Below are 25951 nucleotides of genomic sequence, written 5' to 3'. Positions count from 1 at the left end.
TACTTGAAAAAATAGCATAAAAAAAGTAAAGTAGTAGTTGTAATTAAACTACTACTTTTTTAGGAGGGTCAAAATGGAACATATTAATTTTGATTATTCAAAACTAGCACCATTTGTTCGTGAACATGAACTAGACTATTTACAGAATCAAGTGACCGCTGCGGATAAAGCATTACGTGAAGGTACAGGGCCAGGAAATGATTTTACTGGTTGGATTGACTTACCAAAAGACTATGATAAAGAAGAATTTGCTCGTATTAAAAAAGCGGCTGAAAAAATTCAATCTGACTCTGAAGTTTTAGTGGTAATCGGAATTGGTGGATCTTACTTAGGCGCACGTGCAGCTATCGAGTTTTTACAACACTCATTCTATAACGTATTGCCACAAGAAGGACGTAAAACACCACAAGTATTCTTTGCTGGAAATTCTATTTCTTCTACTTATTTAGCAGATTTAATCGAAGTTATCGGCGACCGTGATTTCTCAGTGAACGTGATTTCAAAATCTGGAACAACAACTGAGCCAGCGATTGCTTTCCGTGTCTTCAAAGAATTATTAATCAAAAAATATGGACAAGAAGAAGCAAACAAACGTATTTATGCAACAACTGACCGTGCAAAAGGCGCTGTTAAAGTTGAAGCAGATGCTGAAGGTTGGGAAACTTTTGTGATTCCTGATGATGTTGGTGGACGTTTCACTGTTTTAACACCAGTTGGTTTATTACCAATCGCAGTAAGTGGAGCTGATATCGATGCCTTGATGGAGGGTGCCGAAGACGCACGTGTAGCTTACTCAGATGCTGATCTAACTGAAAATGCAGCCTATCAATATGCAGCATTACGTAACATCTTGTACCGTAAAGGAAAAGCGATTGAAATCTTGGTGAACTACGAACCAGGAATGCAATATTTCTCAGAATGGTGGAAACAATTGTACGGCGAGTCTGAAGGAAAAGACCAAAAAGGAATTTACCCTTCGAGTGCAAACTTCTCAACTGACTTGCACTCTGTCGGACAAACAATTCAAGATGGTACTCGTAACGTCTTTGAAACAGTCGTAAAAGTTGAAAAACCTCGCAAAGTAATTGATATTCCAGTTCAAGAATCAGATCTTGATGGTTTAGGTTACCTAGAAGGAAAAGATATTGACTTTGTTAATACAAAAGCTTTCGAAGGAACATTATTAGCACATACAGACGGTAACGTTCCAAATATGTTAGTTAAAATTCCAGCGATGGATGCTTACACATTAGGCTACCTAGTGTACTTCTTTGAAATTGCAGTTGGAATCTCAGGTTACTTAAATGGTGTAAATCCATTTGACCAACCAGGAGTGGAAGACTACAAACGCAACATGTTCGCCCTATTAGGCAAACCAGGTTTCGAAGACTTAGCAAAAGAATTGAACGAACGCTTATAATCAAAAAAAACGATTGGCTAATTTTTAGTCAATCGTTTTTTATTTAGAAAAAAATAGAACTGTGGATCGATCTGTTCTACATAATTTAGAGAGGTCCTTACAACTAAAACAACATCATCAACAACAAAATAGCAACAACCGTTTGAAATAGTCCGACAGAAGAACCGTAAAGCATAAATTTTCGTCCTTCTTTTAAAAAGTTTCGGATATTCAATCGTAAGCCAATGGCTGCTAAGGCAGTTGTCTCCAACCAGCTACTAATAAAGGAGAGACTGCTTGTCAAACTAGCAGGTAATTGAATAAAGCTATTAATGGTACATAACACTAAAAAGCCGATGACATACCAAGGAAGAGGGGCTTTCCGCTTCACTTCTTGAGTAGCAGTAATTCCTCGATGGACAAATTTTTCAAAAGAAAAAACGACAAGGACTAAAAACATAATCCGCAAAATCTTAAACAACATGGCGTACTGAACGATTTGAGGACCAATCAAATTCGCACCCGCCACAACTTGCCCAACTGATTGTAAAGTTCCGCCAATTAAGGCACTTTGGGTCAAGTTATCTGAGAAAATAATTTGTGCTAAAAAAGGGAGTGTCAGCATCATAAATGTTCCTAACAAGTTGACCAAAGTAATTATTTGGCCTTTTTCTTCTTCTTTGGCATCAATCACTGGTGCAATGGATGCAATCGCAGATGAACCGCAGACAGCATTCCCACCAGCCATCAATAAGGACATACTTTGGTTAAAACCAATTTTTCGACCGATAAGATAAGTGAAAAAGATGGTACTAATCATTAAAATAGTGACATAAGCGGCACCTTTTCCGCCAATTTCTAAAATAGTTTGAAAAGTGACTCTGGTTCCCAATAAAACCACCGCGAACTCGAGTAATTTTCGTTCGGCTAATTTTGTTCCTGCTTGCCAAGCAGATTGTCTAAACAAGGTGTTTCCTAAAAAAATTCCAAATAAAATAGCAAATGTACCGCCACCGATTTGAGGTAAAAAACCAGCAGCTATTTTTCCTAGCCCAGCGACAGCTACGGCTAATAATAAACCTGGTAATAAATATAATTTCATAGTTGCACTCCTTTCCTTGTTTAGTATACCTTTATGTAGAGAAAAAGCACACACAAAAAACCGTCTTTAGTTCTTATACTAAAGACGGTTTTATACGTAATAACTGGAAGAATCCATGAATAGTAATCCTTTCTAAGCTTTTTCGTTTAGTTTTTTGATTGCTTGTTCAATTGTCACTCCATAAGCGACACGGCTTTCATTATTACTATCAATTGCCATAAACATATTCTTTTGAGTATCAAAAGCAATACGATATTCTAAATTAGTTTTTGTAAAAGTCATCTATAGTTCCTCCTTTGTTCTTTTTACAGCCGCTTTGCATAGATTATCATAAATAAAGAATGTTTTCAAAGAAAGGGGAAGTAATTATTAAATATTTCTAAAGTTGGTCTATTCGAAAATAAAACAAGGAAGCATTCAGACTGTCAATAGTCTTAAAAGCTTCCTTGTTTTTCGAGCTAGATATCTGATGAAATGGTCTAGTCTCAGCAATAGACCATTATTTAGTTATCTTTTAAACAGACATAAAGCATTTTCTATTAGCCAAATCCTAAAACAAAGTTCATCAGTTTGTCGGAATAGGTCATAATCTCTGGTTTAGTCGTTGTTTGGTTCAATAAAGCCATTTGATCGGTAATCAGACCGTCAACACCATAAAACATCATTCGATTTATCGTGTCACTATCATTTGTCGTCCAGACAAAAACAGAGGTTCCGTCACTTTGAGCGGTTTGGATAAAACTACGATTCAAGGTCGTATATTCCAGTGTGAGGAAATCTGCTTGAGAATCGGGTGGACCTACGAGATTAAAAGGTAAAATATAACCGGCTGTTAAATTGGGAGCTAGAGTTTTCAAGTCTTCAATCACTTGGAAAGTTAAACTCTGGACAATATGACCGTCTTCAATCAAACGTGTAGCATATTTTTCCACAAATCGTTCCGTTAATTCTTGGGTATTTTTTTTCTGTGTTTTAATCTCAACCATCAATTTTTGTCCGATTGCTTCAGCCGCAGCTAAGTATTCGTCAAAGGTGTGGATTGGAGAGGTCATGCCATTTTCTTCAACAGTCAGTGACAGAGCATCCTCTAAAGAACTATTTTCTGGCTTCTTAGAAACACCGGTCAATGCTTTGAAATTAAAATCATGAAAGACAATAAATTCGCCATCATTGGTTAATTGGACATCCATTTCAATATAATCTGGATGATAGGCTTCACTAGTCTTTTCCAAAGCAGTGATTGAATTTTGAACGCCATTTCCATTACTAACGCCACGATGAGAAACTTTAATTGGTGTGTGCAAATTAAAGTTGGTTAAGTAATCATAGTTGTATAAACTAACCCCAACACCAAAGAAAATAGCTGCAACAAACAACAAGCTTTGCATCAATCCAGTATATTTGCTGGCAGCTTGTTTGACAAACCAATGGGGTGTATCAGGTAAAAAGCCTTCATCATCCATAAAGTCGACAATCACGTAAAAAATTCCCACCGTTGATAAGACAATGTTGATTAATAAGAAAAATTGCAAAAAGGTCATTGCAAAAACAGCGCTGATTAAAGAATTATCAGGATAGAAATGTTCAATCAAACGTTGGATACTAACCACCACAAAAAATCCAAGAGAAGTTAATGCCAAAGTTGTTCCCGTGATGATTAAAAATTGAGCAACAATCGAAATAAATCTTTTTTTCGTCAAATGCCAACTTTCTTTTACCGCTAGTTTAAAAGGACGATCCCGTAAAATCATTTCAGGTAAGGCAAATATCAAGCGAATCCCTAGATAAAGCATTGCCAGATAGAGCAACACAAAGGCGCTAATAAAAAGTAAACGATTGGCAAAAATAAAATCTAAGATAAAGGCAGGAATTTTCACTTTAGTCAGTAAATCAGATTGAAAACTCAAGCCACCAATCGGTAAGACTAGGAAAAAGTAAAAAAAGAAAAATAAAATCGTTTCAATCCGAACTTTTTTCATTTGTTTTAAGGTTACCTTCAAGAGCTGCATTAAACGAATCGGTTGTTTCTTTTTAATAAAATAGACACTTAACAAAAGGAACGTAAATTCAAAAAAGATGGCTAATATAATGCCAATTAAGACGACGAGTAATGCCAGAGTCACCCAAAGATGTTGTGTTAAAATTTGACCGATATTATCAAAAGAAATATAAGGAATGCCACCTTGACGTAAAATAAAATTGGTCGAACGGCTTAGGAGAGGAATCAGAAGAAAAAGCATAAAGCCATGCATTAAAAGCACATTTCTGAAATATTCACGCGTACCTAGTAAAAAATCTCTTGCATTGATTAGACTATGTTTTAAGTAATTCATTTGTTTCACCTGCTCATTTGTTTGTTACATCATACTACAAAAAAAGAAGCTATCCAAGATTAAGGACAGCTTCTTTTTTCAACGTTAAAGGGAGTGTAACTTTTTAAAGAGATGAATAGCTCGGTAGGTTAGTTTTTATCTCTTCTCTTTTGTCCATGAAGCATAAATGAAACGGAACATAGCTCCGAAAGCTCATGGATCGTGTGAGACCGTCAGGAATCTATCGCAATGCCTGTTCTTCGCGGAGAGATTGTATAAAACAAAGTATTAACGACGAGTTTTACGATAGACTTGCCATTTTAAAACCAAACGTTCCACCAAACTCGTCATCATAAAGGCAGCAGCGATACTTCCAGCAGTGATTAAAACGATCATCACATTTTCAAAAGCGATGTAATTATTTCCTAAAACTAATTCTCGGACGGCTTTGTAAGAGGGACCTCCTGGAACCAAGGGCACCAAACTAGGAACATTAAAAATAATCATCGGAATTTTTTTTCTACGAGAAAAGAAAATACTGATACAACCAATGATAAATGTTGCACCAAAATTCGCTAAGGCTAATCCGTAACCATGAGTCTCTAAAAGAATATACGTTAGCCAACCAAGACCGCCTGTTAGCCCGCTAGCTAATAAAGCACGGCGAGGGATATTGGTTAATACTCCGAAAGCTACGGTACTTAAAAAACTAAAAGAAAAATGGACGATGAAATTCATAAGAGACTTCCTCCAAAAAAGCTTAATGCAGAAGCGATACCCACACCGATAGCTGCAGCGACAATCAAGGCTTCTGTTCCTCTAGCGATGCCGCTAATTAAATGCCCCGCCAGAATATCCCGAAAAGAAGTGGTAATCGCCACCCCAGGAACCAAAGCCATCACCGCACCGATAATAATATTATCGACGTTGCCAGCTAAGTGAAAGTGAACCGCAAACAAAGCAGCCGAGCCAATAAAAAATGATGCTAAAAAATTATCAAAATAACGAAGGTCAATCATTTTTCCTAAATAAAATTTAATTGTATAACCAAGGCTACCTATCACAAAGGTCGCTAGAAAATCAGCCCATGCCCCGCCCAAGATATACATCAATAAACAACTGAGGACCCCAGCACAGAAAATTTGTAATCCAGTTGGAAAAGTTGGAACTTCTCGATCAATTTGTTTCAGAGACTGATAAAGAGTCTCAAGATCAATTCTTTTTTCTGCAAAGTGGCGAGAAAGTTGATTGACTGCGACCACCTTTTCTAAATTAATCGAACGTTCGCTGACATTTTCCAACTGTGCAGAATGACTACTGCGTAAGCCCATAAAAATTCCAGTGGCAGTCACATAGCTAATACTATTGGGTTCATTGGCATTAAACGCAATCCGATTCATCGTATCTTCCACGCGGTAAACCTCAGAACCACTTTCCATCATAATTTTGCCTGCCAGTAAGCAAGTTTCTAAAACTAGCTCTCTTGATGCATTCATGCTAACGCTCCTTTTAGTTATGAATTTTCATTGTTTTTCTGTAAAGATGATTTTATTTTATCTGTTTGCAGTGAAAGCTACAAGTAGAGTATTCTTAAAATCGATAAGATAACGAAATGTTTTATGAATTTCATTTGGGTATTTTCGTAAAAAAATTGAAAATAAAGCGTGAATTTTTATTTTTTGAGAAAATAGGGTTGATAAATACTCTTTTTTTTGAAAAATAAACATTATTAGATTTTTCAAAGAAAACCCTTTTAAAATTGACGAAACTCAGTTAAAATAACATTAGGAGTTAAAAAAATATTAAGGGGGTAAATTATGAGACATAAAGTGTATACTAGAGAACATATCTTGAAAGCAGCTTATGAAGTCATTAGTAAAGATGGCTTTAGTAATTTTACCGCTAGAAATGTTGCCAAAAAGATGGGCGTATCAACCCAGCCAATTTATCTTGAATTTGAAAATATGCAAGATTTAAAAAATACTTTGGTTGAAACTGTCTACAAAGACTTAGAGAAACGTGTGTTTTCAATTGAACATACGGGAAATAAACTAGTTGATCTATGTATTAACTACATTGATTTCTCTCAAAAAAATCCAAAGCTTTTTATGGCTTTATATGTTGATGAGTATGGTGGTGGGAAGTTGATGTATCAATTCTCCTTTACACATTTTTCAGAAACGATTAAAGAACTCCCTGAATACAGTGATTTGACGGAAGAATACTTGAAAGCGTTACACAAAGGAATTTGGATCTCAATTACTGGTGTGGCCGTATTAATGTCATCGAAAATTATTGAACCAAGTCGCCAACAAATTGTGGGTATTATTAATCAAACGATTGAATTTATTCTCTCGGTTGAAAGTGTTGAAAAAATGATGTAGACAATAGTCTAGAAAGCTGTGGTGGCTTTCTGGATTATTTTTGAAAGGTGAGAAAAATGCGCTACATTCGAGGATTCAAATTTTCAGATCAATTAATCAAAGGACCTAATATCTATCCTTACAATACGATGAAGACTTTTGCTTCAGAAATCATAGTTTTTGATCAAATTACTTTTTTGTATGGAGAAAATGGTTCCGGTAAATCAACTCTTTTAAACTTACTAGCCAATCATTTAAATTTACCTGGAGCAGAAATCGTGAAACCTTATAGCTCGGTCGCCAACGACTATTTCCAACAGTATATAAATGAAAGCTCCGTTTTAATGGCAGAAGATGATAACGGCCGATTACGCACTTTACCGGATAATAGCCGCTACATTAAAAGTGAAGACATTCTTTATGAAGTTAAGAAAATCCAACAAGAAGCTATTCAAAAGGAAGGTTATCTCTACGAACGTAGACAATTAGGGATGACAAAAGAACAAATTGAAGAACATAAGAAATCCTACCAAATGAAAAAGCAAATCGATAATCGTCAGTTTTCTCAAGAAAAATATTCGAATGGAGAGACTGCCTTGCAAGTGTTTGAAGACTATCTGCAACCCCAAGGTGTTTATCTATTGGACGAACCGGAAGCTTCTTTATCTTCTGAAAAGCAGCTAGAATTAATTGATATGATTATTCATGCATCACGTTTTTTAGAAGCCCAGTTTATTATTGCCAGTCATTCACCCTTACTACTAGGTGGTTTAGAAGGAACAATTTATAACTTGAGTAAAGATTCCTTAGTCATGGATCAATGGAAAAATTTACCAATTGTTCAATTGTACTGGAATTTTTTCCAAAAACGAATGACTCCTTGATTTTTTAGATAAAAAGGAAGAGAATAGCAAGTGCGGAGAGTTGGCAGAGTGGTAATGCACCAGACTCGAAATCTGGCGAGCCGCCTCAAGCGGTGCACGGGTTCAAGTCCCGTAGTCTCCTTAGATAACTAGATTTTTAGACATTCAAAAAGCCGTACACCCCAATATTATGGGAGTGCGCGGCTTTTTTGACTCTTACAAAGCCAAATATTGCTCTAAATAATCAGCTAAACCATCTTCATCGTTGGTTTTATTGGTTACATCGTTGGCAATGCTTTTGACTTGGTCTGCGCCATTTGACATGGCAACTCCCCAGCCTGCGTAATCAAGCATTTCTAGGTCGTTGTGTTCATCACCAAATGCTAGGATATCCTTTTGTTTGATGTTTAATGAATCAGCAACAACGGATAATGACATTGCTTTTTGTACGCCTTTAGGTACGATTTCCAAAATGGCATTTGGTCCGCCCCAAGTTCTTACATCAATTTGATCTGCGAATTGACTGCTTAGTGCTTCTGAAACATTTGCAGAAAATTCGTGTTGAGTTTTGATTAATAGGGAAGTTGGATTTGTTTTCAGATTAGAAAACAGGTTCGCTTCTGTCGCAACATCAGTCGCAAAGAAGTTGCCTTCAAAGTCTTTTAAATCATTGATATAAAATGTTTCTCTGTTTTCTGCTGCAACAAAATCTAAATTCAAGCGTTCTTTTTGAGCCAAAATTTCAAATGCAATGTCTCTTGAGATAGACAGTTCACGTTCAAATGCCCATTGGTGATAAGGTTTATGAACAAGGGCACCGTTAAAATTAACCATGGGTGTATCTAATTTTAACTGATCGTAAAATTGTTTACTCATTCGATAAGGGCGACCGGTTGCGATGCTGACGTAGTGTCCTGCCTGTCTGGCTTTTTCCAATACTTCTGCAGTTTTCAAACTAATTAATGACTGATTGTTTAAGGTCGTACCATCTAAGTCGATAGCAATTAATTTTTGTGTCATATTCAAACTCCTTGTTTTTTGTATAATTGATGATTGTTCTTTTTACGAAAATCTTCAATTTTTCTGTAAATCCGAATGAAAAAAAGTTGATGGTTTTCGTAAATTCACGTTAAGTGTAACATATTTCTGGTAGTTGACCAAATTCTCCGAACATTCAGTTTCCTTATTTGACGGGTTTTTACAGTGGAGAAAAGGTTAAACACGAACATTAAAAAGAAATAATTATTTTTTCGTTAATATTATGTTGTAAAAACGATAGTGGAAATCTATAATTTGTAATTGTTCAAGTGAAAGACAAAGATTGCATTTATTTTAAATTTTCCTTTCGATTGAACCAATCAAATCTAGGAGTGAATAATAATCATGGAAAAGTTTTTCAAATTAAAGGAAAACAAAACAAACGTTTCAACTGAAATTGTCGCTGGTGTGACTACTTTTTTTGCAATGAGTTATATTTTATTCGTTAACCCAGCTATTCTTTCAGAATCAGGAATGCCGTTTCAAGCAGTATTCTTAGCAACAATCATTGCATCAGTTATTGGAACATTAATTATGGGGTTATTCGCCAATGTACCTTACGCACAAGCACCGGGGATGGGACTAAATGCTTTCTTCACCTTTACGGTCGTTTTTGGCTTAGGTTATTCTTGGCAACAAGCGTTAGCAATGGTTTTTATCTGTGGATTGATTAACATTTTTATTACAATTACTAAAATTCGTAAATTGATTATCCGTGCAATTCCAGAAAGTATGCAACATGCAATTGGTGGCGGGATTGGGATTTTCGTTGCCTACGTTGGTTTAAAAAATGCGAACCTACTAAGCTTTATGGCTGATTCAGGTACTATCACTGATTCAATCGTAGTAGACGGTGCGGCTGTTAATGTAAACATGAATGGTGGCGTTGTTCCAGAACTAGCAATCTTTAACAATCCGGCAATGATTTTATCATTGATTGGTTTAGTGTTAATGACTGTTTTAATTATTATGAATGTTCGTGGTGCGGTTCTTTTAGGCATTTTAGGAACAACGATTATCGGTATTTTGATGGGTGTGGTTGATTTGAGCGCAATTGATTGGCAAGCCAATTCATTAGGTAGCTCGATCTCAGAATTAGGTACAACTTTCGGAGCGGCTTTTGGTCCAGAAGGAATGTCATCACTATTTAGTGATTCATCAAAGATCCCTCAAGTAATTATGACAATTATTGCGTTTAGTTTATCAGATACGTTTGACACAATCGGAACATTCATCGGTACAGGCCGTCGTACAGGTATTTTCTCTCAAGAAGACGAAGATGCGTTGGAAGACAGCAAAGGCTTTACAACTAAGATGGATAAAGCATTGTTTGCGGATGCTGTAGCTACTTCAATCGGTGCGGTTTTTGGAACATCAAATACAACGACTTATGTTGAGTCTGCAGCTGGGATTGGTGCCGGTGGTCGTACTGGTTTAACGTCAGTTGTTGTTGCTGCATTATTTGCTTTGAGTAGTCTATTCTCACCAATTATTGCGGTGGTTCCTGCACAAGCAACAGCGCCAGCTTTGATTTTAGTTGGTGTCATGATGTTAGCATCATTTAAAGACATTAACTGGACAGATTTAGAAGAAGCAGTTCCAGCATTCTTTGCCTCAATCTTTATGGGATTAGCTTATAGCATTTCTTACGGAATTGCTGCTGGTTTTATCTTCTTCACAATTGTTAAAGTAGTAAAAGGAAAAGGTAAAGAAGTTTCAACAATTCTATGGATTGTGGATGCCTTGTTTATTTTGAACTTTATCATTATGGCGATTTTATAGGTCGTAAATTGAATGAAAGTCTCTCTCTTATTTTTAATAGGAGGGAGACTTTTTTTGGAGTTAACGAAAGTATAAGTTTTTAAAAAGATATGGAGCATAGTAGGAAAGGTGTTCCATTCCTTTTCATTTGCCTTGGAAGATGAAAAGTTGTTGTCATTCACATTCTTAGCTAAATCAAATTTGAAACTCTCTGAACAAAAATTTAGTGAATAGTTTATCTTTAAAGGACATTTGATGAGAAAAAAATCGTCAAAACTGAAAAACCATCTGGTAGAAAAGACAGGCATCGTGAGATAAAGATGAGAATGAATTACGCAATGTAAGAAAGTAGAGAAACTCTACTTTCTTACATTGCGTTTGAACGCCGAAAGGTTTGAGACTCAAAAGAGGCTCAGACCGGTCTTTCACAATGTCTGTTCTTTGCGGACAGATGGTTTGGAAGTTTGTCAGCTATTTTATCTTCAAAAACTACAGATAAATCAACTCTTCATTAATAAAAAACGACTAAATAAGGTACATTTTTGATTTGTTTTATTTGAAAATTTCTGAAAATGGTCTATAGTTTAAGTGAAAGAAGGTTTGTGTATGAAGATTGATTGGAAGAGAAATTTGCTGATTTCTTGGATTGGGTGTTTTTTCACAGGAGCGAGTATTAGCTTAGTAATGCCATTTATTCCTTTATATATCGAAGAGTTGGGAGCTCCTAAAAATCAAATTGAGCTGTTCTCTGGATTAGCAATTTCAGTGACTGCTTTTGCTGCAGCTATTGTCGCACCAATTTGGGGAAATTTAGCAGATCGAAAGGGTCGTCGCTTGATGATGATTCGTGCTTCTGCTGGGATGACTCTAACGATGGGGGCTTTAGCTTTTGTTCCGAATGTTTATTGGCTGTTGATTATGCGCTTTTTTAATGGGATTTTATCTGGTTATATTCCGAATGCTACGGCAATGATTGCTTCTCAAGCACCAAGAGAAAAGAGTGGTTGGGCGCTAGGAACGCTAGCGACTGGAGCGATTGCTGGGAATTTAATTGGTCCTTCCATGGGGGGAGCTTTGGCAGAACTCTTTGGGATGAAAAATGTTTTTATCATCACGGGAACTATTTTGTTGATTACAGCATTATTAACTATTTTTATGGTGAAAGAAGACTTTACGCCAGTTGAGAAAAAAGAAATGCTTTCAACAAAAGAAATTTTTGCTAAAATGGAAAACGTTCAAATTTTAGTTGGTTTGTTTGTGACATCATTGATTCTTCAAGTAGGAATTACTAGTATTAGTCCGATTTTGACACTTTATATTCGTCAATTAAGCGGTAATTCAGGGAACGTCTTGCTTGTGAGTGGTTTGATTGTTTCGATTGCCGGGGTGTCAGCGATTATTTCCTCGCCAATTCTTGGTCGATTAGGGGATAAAATAGGAAATCATAAAATTTTATTAGGTGGTTTAATTGGTTCACTCTTTTGCTTTATTCCAATGGGATTTGCTACGTCACCTTTTCAATTAGGTGTTCTGCGTTTCTTGTTAGGATTTACAACAGGGGCATTGATGCCATCGATTAATACGTTGATAAGTAAAATTTCGCCGCCAGAAGGTGTGAGTCGAATTTACAGTTACAATCAAATGTTTACCAATTTTGGTCAAGTTTTAGGCCCAATGTTAGGTTCAACGGTTGCTCATAGCTTGGGTTACCCAGCGGTGTTCTTTGCAACCAGTCTCTGTGTGGTCTTTAATATCTGTTTGTCCTTCTTTAATTTTAGAAAGTATTTGAAAAAGGACAGTATTTGTTGAAAAGATAGAAAAACCCGTTACAATAAACTGTAACGGGACTTTTTTTATGATTGAGTCGAATTCTTTGATGGACTTGCGACTTTGCCGATAGCGATAATAATCAAAGCGGCAACTAATGAAAAAATAGTGGTTAAGGTAAAATCATAAGGCGTGCTGGATAAAGCCCCACCTAAGAAGCCTACAACTTGACCTAATGCAAGAGCCCAAAAAATGGTTGCTAAGTAGCGCATTGCTACACCTTCCTTCAATTCTCAAAATCTTGCTCTTAGTGTATCACATTTTCGCTAGTTGTAAAGATTTTCAATTTATTTTCAAAAAAATATTCATAATTTAGCTATAGTTTATTAATTAGGAGGAATCTCTCAATGTCTATCTCACATTTAACCGCAATTACGTCTTATTCGTTGTTGCAAAGTACGATTAAAATTCCTCAATATGTCCAGCAGGCGAAATCCATAGGTTATCAGCAGTTAGGGATAACCGATGCAAATAATTTATACGGTGTTTTAGAATTTGTTCAAGCTTGTCAAAAAGCAGGCATCAAGCCGATTGTGGGTCTATTATTAGCCTATCATTCTCCAGTGACACAGCAAGAACACGAGATTTTTTTGTTTGCCAAAAATTTTCAAGGCTATCAAACCTTGATGAAATTATCCAGTCAAAAAATGATTACTGGAGAGGTTCGTTTAGAAGAAGTTAAGATGGCAGGGAATCTTTATGCAGTTTTACCCACTCAAAATGAACTAACTAGTCTACTAATCGAAGAAAATCAAGCTGCTGAAAAACGAGTGACAGAATTAAAAAGGATGTTTGGCAAAGAGCAGTTGTTTTATGGCTTAGCCTATAATCATCAATTAGCTGATGGTGTGGTAGACTGGATGGCAAAAGTGGCAGTTCCTCCTGTTGCGTATCAATTGGTGGATTCGCTAGAAGAATCGGAAGCTTTTGCGGTAAATGTTTTACACCATATAAAAAATGCGACTCAGATTGTGGATTTCAGAGAGGCTTTAGCTGCGACCAGTCAAGATTCTAGTCTGATTTCTTCTGAACAACAAAAGGAATGGTTTTTAAGCCATTCACCAGCAGCTTGGGGAAACAAAGAAAAAATTGCCAATGATTGTCAGGTGGAGATTCCTTTGCATCAGACATTGTTGCCACATTATCCATTGGAAAAAGAAAGTGCCCAAGCTTATTTAGAAGAACTTTGTAGAAAGTTGTTGCCACAACGAGTCGTCAATCTGACGGAAGTTTATCAAGAACGTTTGGCTTACGAATTATCTATTATTCATGAGATGGGTTTTGATGATTACTTTTTAATTATCTGGGACGTAATGGCTTTTGCCCACCGCCAACATATTGTCACAGGAGCGGGTCGAGGTTCGGCAGCCGGTTCTTTGGTGGCCTATGTCTTATCAATTACCGATGTGGATCCGATTGAGTATGATTTATTGTTTGAACGTTTTTTAAATCCCGAACGTTACACGATGCCAGATATTGACTTGGATATTCCTGACAATCGCCGAGAAGAAGTATTGTTGTATGTCAAAGAAAAATACGGGCAAGAACACGTGGCTCAAATTGCGACCTTTGGGACGATGGCTGCCAAGATGGTTTTACGAGATGTTGGTCGGGTTTTTGGTTTGTCTCAAAGTGAAGCAGGTCGTTGGTCACGAGCAATTCCGAATACATTAAAAATCACTTTGTCCAAAGCCTTCAATGAATCTAAGGCTTTGCGAGAGTTAGTTGAATTGAATGAAAGAAATCGTCAGTTGTACAACGTGGCGACAATTCTAGAAGGTTTGCCCCGTCATGTATCCACCCATGCCGCGGGAGTGGTGATTAGTGATGAAAAACTATCAGAAATTATCCCGATGCAAGCAGGTTCAGAAGAAATTTGGCTCACTCAATTTACGATGAATGATGTCGAAGCAGTCGGTTTGCTAAAAATGGATTTCTTAGGACTACGAAATTTATCCATTATTGATGATACTTTGCAAGGGATTCGTAAATTAACCAAGACGGAATTTACTCAAAAAGATATTCTTTTAAATGATGAAGCCACGATTCAGCTTTTTAAAAAAGGCGAAACAGCTGGAGTTTTTCAGTTTGAATCAGCGGGTATTCGGAATGTTTTACGTCGCTTAGGACCAGAAAATATTGAAGATATTGCGGCAGTGAATGCTCTTTATCGTCCAGGTCCTATGCAAAATATTGATACCTTTATTCGTAGAAAACAAGGCAAGGAAAAAATTACCTATCCAGATCCAAGCTTAGCTCCGATCTTAGCGAATACTTATGGCGTAATGGTTTATCAAGAACAAATCATGCAAGTGGCCTCACAGATGGCAGGATTTACTTTAGGACAAGCCGATATTTTACGACGAGCAATTAGTAAGAAGAAAAAAGATGTCTTAGATGAAGAACGTCGTCATTTTGTAACAGGTTCAATTAAAAATGGTTATCCAGAAGCCAAAGCCAATGAAGTGTACGATTATATTGAACGTTTTGCTGATTACGGTTTTAACCGATCGCATGCCTTTGCCTATTCTTTTGTAGGTTTTCAAATGGCCTATTTAAAAGTTCATTATCCAGCGCCGTTTTTTAAAGCTTTATTGCAGTCTGTTCGACATAATCCAAGCAAAGTCAAAGAGTACATGAATGAAGCGAATAAACGTAATATTCAGTTGTTAGCGCCGGATATTAATCGGAGTGGTTTTGGATTTTGGTTATCTGGAGTGAATGAAATTCGTTTCGGTTTAGGAACGATTAAAGGCGTTCGCCGCGATTTTCTGTTGGATGTCTTAGAGGAACGTAAAACCAATGGCTTGTATACATCATTAGATGATTTTTTAGCACGCTTAAGCCGTAAAAATACAAAATGGTTAAAAGAAGACTTGATTACACCCTTGATCTCAATTGGCGCCTTTGATGATTTAGGCAACAATCGCCGACAAATGATTGCACAACTAGAAGGCAAAATTCAAAATGTTTTATACAGTGGTGGTAGCATGGAACTGTTGGAGATGATGGCATTAAAGGAACAAGAGATCAATGACTATACCTTGGAAGAGCGACTACTCTTAGAAGATGATTTGTTGGGTGTATATCTATCAGGACATCCTGTCGAACAATACAAAAAAATTCGTCAGTGGAAAAAAGTGCAAGAAGTTGCTGAAGTAGTCAGTGGTCAACAAACAAAACTTTTATTTTACATTAGAGGAATTCGTGAGATTCGCACAAAAAAAGGGGAACAGATGGCTTTCTTAGAAGGAAACGATGCGAGTGGGGAAATTTCTGTGACGATTTTTCCAAACTTATATCGTCAAATTCGAAGTGAAGTTGCTGAAAATCAAGTGATTTATCTAGAAGGAAAAGTCGAAACGAGTAAATTTAATGGAGAGTTACAAATCTTGGCCCATCATATTCTGTTGGCTTCCTCTTTAGAAGAGCAAATCTCAGATGAAACTTGTTACTTACGGATTGGCACACAAGCAGATGAAAAAGCAATTCTCGCTGATTTTTCGAAAATGATTCGAAATGCTTCAGGGAATGTTCCGATTGTTTTATTTTTTGAAAAAGATCGTCGAACGCAATTAATTGATGAAAAAAATTGGCTTAACCATAGTCCAGAAGTGGAAGAAAAATTAAAAACTATTTTTGGTTCGGAGAATGTTGTTTTTAGATAATTTTCAGTAAATTTCAATTATAACTTCTTTTTTTCTCCATTATTCAAGACATTTGGAGCAATTAATGGTAGAATACTACTCGTGGTTAATGCTTATTTTTAGCAATTAATTAGATAATACTAAAATATAAATCTTAATGAGGTGAAAATGAATATGAAACGCATCGGAATCTTGACCAGTGGTGGAGATGCACCTGGTATGAATGCTGCGATTCGTGCGGTAACTCGTAAAGCAATTTTTAATGGAATGGAAGTCTTTGGAATCAACTACGGTTTTGCTGGTTTGGTTGCTGGAGATATCCGCCGTTTGGAAATTGCTGACGTTGGCGATAAAATCCAACGTGGAGGAACGTTCTTATATTCTGCACGCTACCCTGAATTTGCAACACAAGAAGGGCAGCTAAAAGGAATTGAGCAATTGAAAAAATTTGGGATTGAAGGTTTAGTAGTTATTGGTGGAGACGGCTCTTACCATGGCGCTATGGCTTTGACTAAACATGGTTTTCCTGCAGTAGGTATTCCGGGAACAATTGATAATGATATTCCAGGAACTGAATTTACAGTTGGTTTTGATACTGCTATTAACACAGTAATTGAATCTTTGGACCGTATTCGCGATACAGCAACTTCTCACGTACGTACTTTTATTATTGAAGTAATGGGACGTAATGCTGGCGATATCGCTTTATGGGCAGGTGTTGCTGGTGGAGCAGATGAGATTATTATTCCAGAACATGATTTTGATATGTCATCTGTAGCTAAACGTATTCAGGAAGGTCGAGAACGCGGCAAAAAACATTGTATGATTGTTTTAGCTGAAGGCGTGATGGGCGGAAATGAATTCGCGGCTAAATTGAAAGAATATGGTGATTTCCATGCACGTGTAACTATCTTAGGACACGTTGTTCGTGGAGGCTCTCCAAGCGCTCGTGACCGTGTTTTGGCAAGTAAATTTGGTGGATACGCAGTTGATTTATTAAGTGAAGGTAAAGGCGGTCTATGTATCGGAATGGTTGATAACCAAGTCGTTGCTTCTAATATTGTTGAAACATTAGAATCAGGCAAACATGTCCCAGATCTTTCATTGTATAATTTGAACTACGAAATTTCATACTAAGACACACAGGTTTTTATTAAAGTTAAGCATTTGTTAAAAATAAACGAATAGGAGTATATTATTCAATGAAAAAAACAAAAATCGTTAGTACATTAGGTCCTGCAAGTAATACAGTAGAAATTATTTCTCAGTTAATCCAATCAGGTGCAAATACATTCCGTTTCAATTTCTCTCATGGCGATCATGAAGAGCAATTAGCTCGCATGAATTTAGTTCGTGATGCAGTAAAAGAAACTGGTCAAGACGTAGCGATTCTTTTAGATACTAAAGGCGCTGAAATCCGTACAACTGTTCAAGATACAACTGATGCAGATTACGGTCGTGCAGGATACATCCAATTTAACGTAGGCGACATCACTCGTATTGCAATGGATCCTGAATTAAAAGGAACAAAAGAAAAAATCTCTGTAACTTATACAGGTTTGTTTGACGATGCACGCTTAGGCGGACATATCTTATTTGATGATGGTCTAATTGACATGGTTGTTATTGAAAAAGACGAAGTAAATCGTGAATTAGTTGTAGAAGTAAAAAATAATGGTATGTTAGGTTCTCGTAAAGGGGTTAACGCACCAGGTATTTCAATCAGCTTACCAGGTATCACTGAAAAAGATGCTGAAGATATCCGTTTTGGTTTAGACAACGATATTGACTTTATCGCAGCAAGTTTTGTTCGTAAAGCACAAGATGTACTTGAAATTCGTGAAATTTTAGAAGAGAAAAACATGACTCATGTACAAATCATTTCTAAAATCGAATCTCAAGAAGGTATCGATAATATCGAAGAAATTCTAAAAGTTTCTGACGGTATCATGGTTGCTCGTGGAGACATGGGTGTGGAAATTGCCGCTGAATTAGTACCAATGGTTCAAAAAGATATCATCAAAAAATGTAACGCTGCTGGTAAATCAGTTATTACAGCAACTCAAATGTTGGAATCAATGCAAGAAAATCCACGTCCAACACGTGCGGAAGCTTCTGACGTTGCCAACGCTGTGTTTGATGGAACAGACGCAACAATGTTATCTGGTGAATCTGCAAACGGTAAATACCCAGTAGAAGCTGTTGCAACAATGGCTCGTATTGATGAAGAAGCAGAAAGATCAATGCTTAAATTAGGTACGTATCAAATTAATCAATTTGATAAAACTGACGTAACAGAAACAATTGGTTTATCTGTTGCCCGTGCTGCTAAAAACTTAGGCGTTAAATGTATCGTTGCTGCAACTGAATCAGGACACACTGCTAAAATGATTTCTAAATATCGTCCAGATGCAGATATCTTAGCTGTAACTTTTGATGAACGCACAAAACGTGGTTTGATGTTAAACTGGGGTGTTTACCCAACAGTTGCTGAAAAACCATCAACAACTGATGAAATGTTCGACTTAGCTACTAAAAAAGCTGTTGAATTAGGTTTCGCTACAGAAGGTGACTTAATTCTAATCACTGCTGGTGTACCAGTTGGTGAACGCGGAACAACTAACGTTATGAAGATTCAATTAATTGGTTCTAAATTAATCGAAGCTCAAGGTGTTGGTGGCCGTGCGGTTGTTGCCAATGCAGTCGTTGCTTCAAATGCAGAAGAAGCAATTGCAAAAGCAAAAGATGGTATGGTATTAGTTGTACCAACAACTGATAAAGAATATATGCCAGCAATCGAAAAAGCTGCTGCTTTAGTTGTTGAAGATGGCGGATTAACTTCACATGCTGCAGTTGTCGGTATTGCGAAAGATCTACCAGTTATCGTTGGTGCAAAAGATGCAACTTCAATTGTTAAAGACGGTGAATTAGTTACTGTTGACCCTCGTCGTGGAATTATCTACCGTGGAGAAACAACAGCTATTTAATTTAAATAGCCTTTCTAAGCAGGGGATTTCCCCTGCTTTTTCTTTATCTATAGTTGAATAAAATAACAAAGGAGCTTATTTTTATGTCAATAAAAAGGGTGTCAAGAAAATTTCATTGACAAAGGTAAATATCCTCTGTATAATAGCTTTTGTTGCTTAGAGGTGATGAAAAAATGAAATGGTCATTATTAGAATTAAGAAAATACCAAGACATGCCGCTAACGTTTGAAGAGGTGCTTAACCTTACAGACGAATTGACGGAGCGGGATAATCAAATAATTAATTTAGCTCCGGTGAAAGTCACAGGGTTAGTTACAGTAAGTAAGAAGGAATATATCTTACACTATACTGTGGAAACTGTTATTACACTTCCATCTACACGTTCATTAGAACCAGTAGAACTACCTATGAGTTTCTCAGTCGATGAGGTATTTATGACACCAGAGCAATACCAGCAAAGAGATGAGCATATTCCAGAAGAAGAGATTCTAATTTTAGAAGCACAAACACTGGATTTAGACAGCTCAGTTGCTGACAACATTCTACTTGAGATTCCAATGCAAGTTTTGACAGAAGAAGAAAAACACTCCAATGATTTACCTTCAGGAAATGATTGGGTCGTTATTTCAGAAGATGACTTCTTGCAACAAAAAGATTCACAGGTAGAATCAACTATTGATCCTCGTCTTGCGAAGCTATCTTCACTGTTGAATGAAGAAGAAGAGTAAGATTGGAATAAATCGCAGCCACTTGGTTGCTTGCAATTTTAAGGAGGTGTAGCAAAATGGCAGTACCAGCTAGAAGAACTTCAAAAGCTAAAAAAGCTAAACGTCGTACACACTACAAATTATCTATCAACGGATTAAACGAATGTCCAAACTGTGGAGAATTGAAAAAAAGCCACCACGTTTGTGCAAACTGTGGACATTACGATGGTAAAGAAGTTTCAACAAAAGAAGCTTAATTCATTTTTTCAGAAAATGAATTTCAAACCTTAGGCTAACCATGGGGCCTAAGGTTTATTTTTTTACATTAAAAGCTAACTTTTTATGATCCATTTTGATTTATTTTTGGGGCATGAAGAGTACAAGCTGTTGTTATCCAAAGTCTAAATGAAACTGAAATTACCAGAACAAAATTCCGAAAGTTTATTGAACGCCAGCTCTTTAGAACACGACCAATGAGTTTCTCTGTTTTTGCAGGCAGATGAATTGGAGTTTTTTCATTGTGTATCATTGAAAATAAAGAGTATAAATTTTAACTAGAACTGAACTTTCTAGGGAAGGTTCAGCCCTAATGTCTATTTAAGATGCAAATACTGACTGAAAATTCAAAAAAATTGTAAACTTAGAATAGTTTTGTTTGATTGAGCGCTAATTTACGCTATAATAAAGAAGATTAAAAATTTCCAAGGATTTAATTAGGAGGAATTTAAATGACAAAACAACAAATCGGCGTTGTTGGAATGGCCGTAATGGGAAAAAATCTGGCGTTAAATATTGAAAGTCGTGGATACTCTGTTGCTTTATATAATCGTACAGGTTCCAAAACAGAAGAAGTAGTCAATGAGAATCCAGATAAAAACTTAAAAGGCACTTACAGTGTAGAAGAATTTGTTGATTCTATCGAAAAACCACGTCGTATCGTTTTAATGGTACAAGCAGGTCGCGGAACGGATGCAACCATTCAATCTTTACTACCTCATTTAGATAAAGGTGATGTGTTGATTGACGGAGGGAATACTTTCTTCCAAGATACGATTCGTCGTAGTAACGAATTAGCAGACTCAGGTATTAACTTTATCGGTACTGGTGTATCTGGTGGAGAAGAAGGCGCATTAAAAGGACCTTCTATCATGCCTGGCGGACAAAAAGAAGCTTATGAATTAGTGGCACCTATTTTAGAACAAATTTCAGCTAAAGCAGAAGATGGTTCTCCATGTGTGACTTACATTGGTTCAGATGGTGCTGGTCACTATGTAAAAATGGTGCATAACGGGATTGAGTATGGCGATATGCAATTAATTGCTGAATCTTATGACTTAATGCAAAACATTTTAGATCTTTCAGTGGATGAAATGGCTGAAATTTTTGCTGAATGGAATACAGGCGAATTAGATAGCTTCTTAATTGAAATCACTGCAGATATTTTAACGCGTAAAGATGACTTAGGAACAGGTCAACCGATTGTGGATGTCATTTTAGACGCTGCTGGAAATAAAGGAACAGGTAAATGGACGAGCCAAAGTGCTTTAGACTTAGGTGTACCATTGCCATTAATTACTGAATCAGTATTTGCTCGTTACATTTCTGCTTATAAAGACGAACGTGTTCAAGCAAGTAAAGTATTACCAAAACCAGAAGCACCAAAATATGATGGTGACAAAAAAGAGTTAGTTGAAAAAATTCGTCAAGCGTTATACTTCAGCAAAATCATGAGTTATGCGCAAGGTTTCGCTCAATTACGTTCTGCTTCAAAAGAATATAATTGGGATTTACCATTTGGTGATATTGCGAAGATTTGGCGCGAAGGATGTATCATCCGTGCACAATTTTTACAAAAAATTACCGATGCTTATGAAAAAGAAGCAGATTTAGAAAACCTACTATTGGATGACTATTTCAAAGACATTACAGCGAACTATCAACAAGCGGTTCGTGATGTTGTCTCATTAGCTGTTCAAGCTGGAGTTCCAGTTCCAACGTTCTCTTCTGCGATTTCATATTTCGATTCTTATCGTTCAGATCGTTTGCCAGCAAACTTAATCCAAGCGCAACGTGATTACTTTGGTGCGCACACTTATGAACGTACAGATCGTGAAGGAATCTTCCATTATTCATGGTATGACGAAAAATAAGCACAATTTTTATTAACGAAAAAAGAGATGCGGTTATTCTGAGAAGAATTAGCCGAATCTCTTTTTTAATTTACCTTTCCATGATAAAATCGAAGTAGCATTTTATTCATATAATAATATGTAAAGAAGGATAAAGGAGAATATAATCAAATGAGTAGTATTCTAATTATAGAAGATGAAAAGAACTTGGCTCGATTTGTAGAATTAGAATTGAAGCACGAGGGCTACACCACTGAAGTCCATTACAACGGAAGAACAGGATTGGACGCAGCTTTAAATAATGAGTGGGATGCCATTTTGCTTGATTTAATGCTACCTGAATTGAATGGCTTAGAAGTTTGCCGTCGAGTACGTCAAGTGAAGAATACACCAATTATCATGATGACTGCCCGCGACTCAGTGATTGACCGTGTTTCTGGCTTAGATCATGGAGCGGATGACTACATCGTTAAACCATTTGCCATCGAAGAATTATTAGCTCGTTTGCGTGCATTATTACGCCGAATTGATATTGAAGGTGATAAGAACGTAGCGAAACAAACAACCATTACTTATCGTGACTTAACAATTGAAAAAGAAAACCGTGTCGTTCGCCGTGGTTCTGAAATTATTGAATTAACCAAGCGTGAGTATGAATTATTATTAACATTAATGGAGAACGTCAACGTTGTTTTAGCGAGAGATGTGTTACTGAATAAAGTTTGGGGATATGAAACAGAAGTTGAAACTAACGTAGTGGATGTGTACATTCGTTATTTACGTAACAAAATTGATGTTCCTGGAGATGAAAGTTATATTCAGACTGTCCGTGGAACAGGATATGTGATGCGTTCGTGAAACGTTTAAAAGAAAAAATATACGGATCGCAGGAACTACGAAAGCCCTCTTTGACTATCAAATGGGCTTTCGCGAGTTCTTTATTTATTTTCGTGGTTTTTACAGTTTTTGCTGTCATGACTTACCGTTCTTCTGTTACGTTATTTGTTGAGAAGGAACGAAACAATGCCGAACAAACTACTTTTGAAGTAGTCTCCCGTTTATCAAATGCAAATAGCCAGTTGACGTTGGTAAGCACCTACCGCAATTTAACCAACAGTGCCAATGCAGATAATCCAATGTATGACCGAACATCTACTTTGGAAGGCATTTTAATGAAAGTAGATCCCTTTATTTCGAAACTAGGACAACCAGAACTCACTTTATATGCCTATAACCTTAATGAGGAATTAGTGTTTAAAACAAGGGAGAAACATTTACAACTAACTCAGACGGAAGCCAAACGTTCAAGTGTGGTTACGATAGATGGCTTAACTGGTTTTATCATCGTACAACCCATTTATTCGAAAGAAACAAGAGAAAAAATTGGCTATATCCAAACCTTTTATGAATTGACTTCTTTTTATGCAATTCGCAATCGTTTATTAGTGTTATTAATTATTTTAGAATTTGTATCAGTAATTGTAAGTAGTATTTTAGGTTACTTATTGTCTGCCTATTTCTTAAAACCATTGAAAATTTTGAGAGATACTATGGAAAAAATCCAAAAAGATCCACAAGCGGATATTCATATGCCGAAAATTGCTACAAGAGATGAATTGGAAGATTTAGCAGAAATTTTTAATGGAATGTTAGATCGCATGCGTTCTTATACTGAGCAGCAAGAACAATTTGTAGAAGACGTTTCCCATGAATTACGAACACCAGTTGCAGTGATTGAAGGACATTTAAGTATGTTAAATCGTTGGGGGAAAAATGACCCTGAGATTTTAGACGAATCCTTGGCAGCTAGTTTGCAAGAAATCAGTCGAATGAAGACACTAGTGCAAGAGATGTTAGACTTATCTAGAGCGGAACAAGTAAATATCCATTATGGGAATGAAACAGCACAGGCCCAAGAGGTCATCTACCAGATCTGCAATAACTTTAGAATGTTGTATCCGGAATTTACTTTTATTTTGGATGACGATTTGTTGTCAGAAAAAACAATCAAAATCTACCGCAATCACTTTGAGCAAATTTTGATTATCATTTTGGATAATGCAGTGAAGTATTCAACTAATCGAAATGAGATTCATATCTCAGTATCTAACAGTTCAAAAAACTTGGAAATTGCTATTCAGGATTTTGGTGAGGGAATTTCAACGGAAGATATGTCTAAAATTTTCAATCGTTTCTATCGAGTGGATAAGGCACGAGCGAGAACAAAGGGCGGAAATGGATTGGGATTATCTATTGCTAAACAATTATTAGAAAGTTATAAAGGAAAAATTCTTGTAGAAAGTAGTTTGGGGCAAGGAACTATTTTTAGAATTTACATTCCAATTGCGGCAGAGAATGATTTGAATTAAATGACCCTAGTTTTTAAAACGAAAATTAATCTCTAAATTATCATCAAAAACAGCTCAAATCGAACAATTATACGAACGTTAGGAGGGAATCTGTATTGATGATTCGCCTCCTTGTTTTTTTGCAAAAACAGACACATTTTTTGTTGCTTTTTGATGATAGAATTGCTATATTTATTATTATCTTGAACAACTACAAGAAAGAAAAAGAAACAAAAAAACTTTTTCAAAAAAGTAGTTGACGAATTCTGAAACAGATGATATTATAACAAAGTCGTCAAAAACAAATCAAGAAATAACCTTGATAAATCAAGAAAATTTCTTGAAAAGAGTCCTTGACGAATAACAATTCATTTGTTAAGATAATCAAGTCGCTGAAAACAGCAGCTCAGTTAGTTGAAAAACTTCTGAAAAAAACTTTTATAAAATGGTTGACATTTACTTGGTCAGCTGATATGATATAAAAGTTGCTAACGCAGCACAACGTAGACCTTTGAAAACTGAACAAAGCAAGCAAACGAACCAAATGTGTAGGATGCTTCTTTTATAGAAGCAAACAACAACAAGCAAGCAGTAATGCTAGCAACGTTAATTTTATGAGCTTAACAATCGCAAGATTGTTTTCAAATTTTTTTATGAGAGTTTGATCCTGGCTCAGGACGAACGCTGGCGGCGTGCCTAATACATGCAAGTCGAACGCTTCTTTTTCACCGAACTTCGGTTCATCGAAAAAGAGGAGTGGCGAACGGGTGAGTAACACGTGGGTAACCTGCCCATCAGAAGGGGATAACACTTGGAAACAGGTGCTAATACCGTATAATGCTTTTTCTCGCATGAGAGCAAGCTGAAAGGCGCTTTTGCGTCACTGATGGATGGACCCGCGGTGCATTAGCTAGTTGGTGAGGTAACGGCTCACCAAGGCCACGATGCATAGCCGACCTGAGAGGGTGATCGGCCACACTGGGACTGAGACACGGCCCAGACTCCTACGGGAGGCAGCAGTAGGGAATCTTCGGCAATGGACGAAAGTCTGACCGAGCAACGCCGCGTGAGTGAAGAAGGTTTTCGGATCGTAAAACTCTGTTGTTAGAGAAGAACAAGGATGAGAGTAAAATGTTCATCCCTTGACGGTATCTAACCAGAAAGCCACGGCTAACTACGTGCCAGCAGCCGCGGTAATACGTAGGTGGCAAGCGTTGTCCGGATTTATTGGGCGTAAAGCGAGCGCAGGCGGTTTCTTAAGTCTGATGTGAAAGCCCCCGGCTCAACCGGGGAGGGTCATTGGAAACTGGGAGACTTGAGTGCAGAAGAGGAGAGTGGAATTCCATGTGTAGCGGTGAAATGCGTAGATATATGGAGGAACACCAGTGGCGAAGGCGGCTCTCTGGTCTGTAACTGACGCTGAGGCTCGAAAGCGTGGGGAGCAAACAGGATTAGATACCCTGGTAGT

General features: G+C 36.8%; 20 protein-coding genes, 1 tRNA gene and 1 rRNA gene (1 of these 22 only partly in view). 15 read left to right on the top strand and 7 right to left on the bottom strand.

Features of this window, described 5'->3' with window-relative positions; translation table 11 throughout:
• The first annotated feature begins 73 nt into the window (after window positions 1–73).
• Window positions 74–1420, top strand: coding sequence for a glucose-6-phosphate isomerase (locus AC4BBX_RS04720; RefSeq protein WP_490455296.1), 1347 nt, complete (start codon window positions 74–76; stop codon window positions 1418–1420).
• 103 nt (window positions 1421–1523) lie between these two features.
• Here AC4BBX_RS04720 and AC4BBX_RS04715 read toward each other — a convergent pair whose 3' ends face one another.
• The 5 genes from AC4BBX_RS04715 to AC4BBX_RS04695 form a co-directional block, all read right to left on the bottom strand.
• Window positions 1524–2501, bottom strand: coding sequence for a YeiH family protein (locus tag AC4BBX_RS04715; protein WP_490455295.1), 978 nt, complete (start codon window positions 2499–2501; stop codon window positions 1524–1526).
• Between the two features lie 132 nt (window positions 2502–2633).
• Entirely contained in the window at window positions 2634–2783 is a 150-nt protein-coding gene (locus tag AC4BBX_RS04710) for a hypothetical protein (protein ID WP_490455294.1), read from the bottom strand.
• A gap of 257 nt (window positions 2784–3040) precedes the next feature.
• Window positions 3041–4834 carry a glycerophosphoryl diester phosphodiesterase membrane domain-containing protein gene (locus tag AC4BBX_RS04705; RefSeq protein ID WP_490455293.1) on the bottom strand — a complete coding sequence of 598 codons (1794 nt, stop codon included), beginning with the start codon at window positions 4832–4834 and terminating at the stop codon, window positions 3041–3043.
• 267 nt (window positions 4835–5101) lie between these two features.
• Entirely contained in the window at window positions 5102–5551 is a 450-nt protein-coding gene (locus AC4BBX_RS04700; RefSeq protein WP_490455292.1) for a threonine/serine exporter family protein, read from the bottom strand.
• On the bottom strand, window positions 5548–6309 hold the full coding sequence (locus AC4BBX_RS04695; protein WP_490455291.1) for a threonine/serine exporter family protein: 762 nt from the start codon (window positions 6307–6309) through the stop codon (window positions 5548–5550). The genes AC4BBX_RS04700 and AC4BBX_RS04695 overlap by 4 nt, the downstream gene beginning before the upstream one ends.
• Window positions 6310–6630: 321 nt before the next feature.
• Between AC4BBX_RS04695 and AC4BBX_RS04690 the strand changes: the two genes are divergently transcribed.
• The 3 genes from AC4BBX_RS04690 (at window position 6631) to AC4BBX_RS04680 (ending at window position 8181) form a co-directional block, all read left to right on the top strand.
• Window positions 6631–7197, top strand: a complete 567-nt coding sequence (locus AC4BBX_RS04690; RefSeq protein ID WP_490455290.1) for a TetR/AcrR family transcriptional regulator — start codon at window positions 6631–6633, stop codon at window positions 7195–7197.
• 56 nt (window positions 7198–7253) lie between these two features.
• Window positions 7254–8060, top strand: coding sequence for an AAA family ATPase (locus AC4BBX_RS04685; RefSeq protein ID WP_490455289.1), 807 nt, complete (start codon window positions 7254–7256; stop codon window positions 8058–8060).
• Window positions 8061–8094: 34 nt separating this feature from the next.
• A tRNA-Ser gene (locus AC4BBX_RS04680) sits at window positions 8095–8181 on the top strand.
• A 74-nt stretch (window positions 8182–8255) separates the two neighbouring features.
• Here the strand turns inward: AC4BBX_RS04680 and AC4BBX_RS04675 are convergent.
• Window positions 8256–9059: a Cof-type HAD-IIB family hydrolase gene (locus tag AC4BBX_RS04675; RefSeq protein WP_490455288.1), complete on the bottom strand. Its 804-nt coding sequence runs from the start codon at window positions 9057–9059 to the stop codon at window positions 8256–8258.
• A gap of 363 nt (window positions 9060–9422) precedes the next feature.
• Here AC4BBX_RS04675 and AC4BBX_RS04670 point away from each other — a divergent pair, with 363 nt between their 5' ends.
• Window positions 9423–10859, top strand: coding sequence for an NCS2 family permease (locus AC4BBX_RS04670; protein ID WP_490455287.1), 1437 nt, complete (start codon window positions 9423–9425; stop codon window positions 10857–10859).
• A 585-nt stretch (window positions 10860–11444) separates the two neighbouring features.
• Entirely contained in the window at window positions 11445–12647 is a 1203-nt protein-coding gene (locus AC4BBX_RS04665) for a multidrug efflux MFS transporter (protein ID WP_490455286.1), read from the top strand.
• A 44-nt stretch (window positions 12648–12691) separates the two neighbouring features.
• Here the strand turns inward: AC4BBX_RS04665 and AC4BBX_RS04660 are convergent, their stop codons facing one another.
• Window positions 12692–12877, bottom strand: a complete 186-nt coding sequence (locus AC4BBX_RS04660; protein ID WP_490455285.1) for a YjzD family protein — start codon at window positions 12875–12877, stop codon at window positions 12692–12694.
• Between the two features lie 135 nt (window positions 12878–13012).
• Between AC4BBX_RS04660 and dnaE the strand changes: the two genes are divergently transcribed.
• The 9 genes from dnaE to AC4BBX_RS04615 all read left to right on the top strand — a co-directional run.
• Window positions 13013–16333, top strand: coding sequence for a DNA polymerase III subunit alpha (gene dnaE / locus AC4BBX_RS04655; RefSeq protein ID WP_490455284.1), 3321 nt, complete (start codon window positions 13013–13015; stop codon window positions 16331–16333).
• Between the two features lie 153 nt (window positions 16334–16486).
• Window positions 16487–17449, top strand: coding sequence for a 6-phosphofructokinase (gene pfkA / locus AC4BBX_RS04650; RefSeq protein WP_490455763.1), 963 nt, complete (start codon window positions 16487–16489; stop codon window positions 17447–17449).
• A 65-nt stretch (window positions 17450–17514) separates the two neighbouring features.
• Window positions 17515–19299: a pyruvate kinase gene (pyk, locus tag AC4BBX_RS04645; protein ID WP_490455283.1), complete on the top strand. Its 1785-nt coding sequence runs from the start codon at window positions 17515–17517 to the stop codon at window positions 19297–19299.
• 173 nt (window positions 19300–19472) lie between these two features.
• Window positions 19473–20027: a YceD family protein gene (locus tag AC4BBX_RS04640; protein ID WP_490455282.1), complete on the top strand. Its 555-nt coding sequence runs from the start codon at window positions 19473–19475 to the stop codon at window positions 20025–20027.
• A gap of 56 nt (window positions 20028–20083) precedes the next feature.
• A complete protein-coding gene (gene rpmF, locus AC4BBX_RS04635) occupies window positions 20084–20263 on the top strand; it encodes a 50S ribosomal protein L32 (protein WP_490455281.1) in 180 nt (59 codons plus the stop codon).
• Window positions 20264–20734: 471 nt separating this feature from the next.
• Window positions 20735–22156, top strand: a complete 1422-nt coding sequence (gene gnd / locus AC4BBX_RS04630) for an NADP-dependent phosphogluconate dehydrogenase (protein ID WP_490455280.1) — start codon at window positions 20735–20737, stop codon at window positions 22154–22156.
• A 150-nt stretch (window positions 22157–22306) separates the two neighbouring features.
• A complete protein-coding gene (locus tag AC4BBX_RS04625) occupies window positions 22307–22993 on the top strand; it encodes a response regulator transcription factor (protein ID WP_490455279.1) in 687 nt (228 codons plus the stop codon).
• Complete coding sequence (locus AC4BBX_RS04620; RefSeq protein ID WP_490455278.1) at window positions 22990–24504, top strand: HAMP domain-containing sensor histidine kinase; 1515 nt, start codon at window positions 22990–22992, stop codon at window positions 24502–24504. The genes AC4BBX_RS04625 and AC4BBX_RS04620 overlap by 4 nt, the downstream gene beginning before the upstream one ends.
• Before the next feature lie 628 nt (window positions 24505–25132).
• A 16S ribosomal RNA gene (locus AC4BBX_RS04615) occupies window positions 25133–25951 on the top strand; it runs 739 nt beyond the window's last position.

It is taken from the genome of Enterococcus sp. AMC1157 (assembly GCF_058216555.1).
Note: the sequence above shows the minus strand (reverse complement) of the source record. Positions and strands in the feature narration are given on the sequence as shown.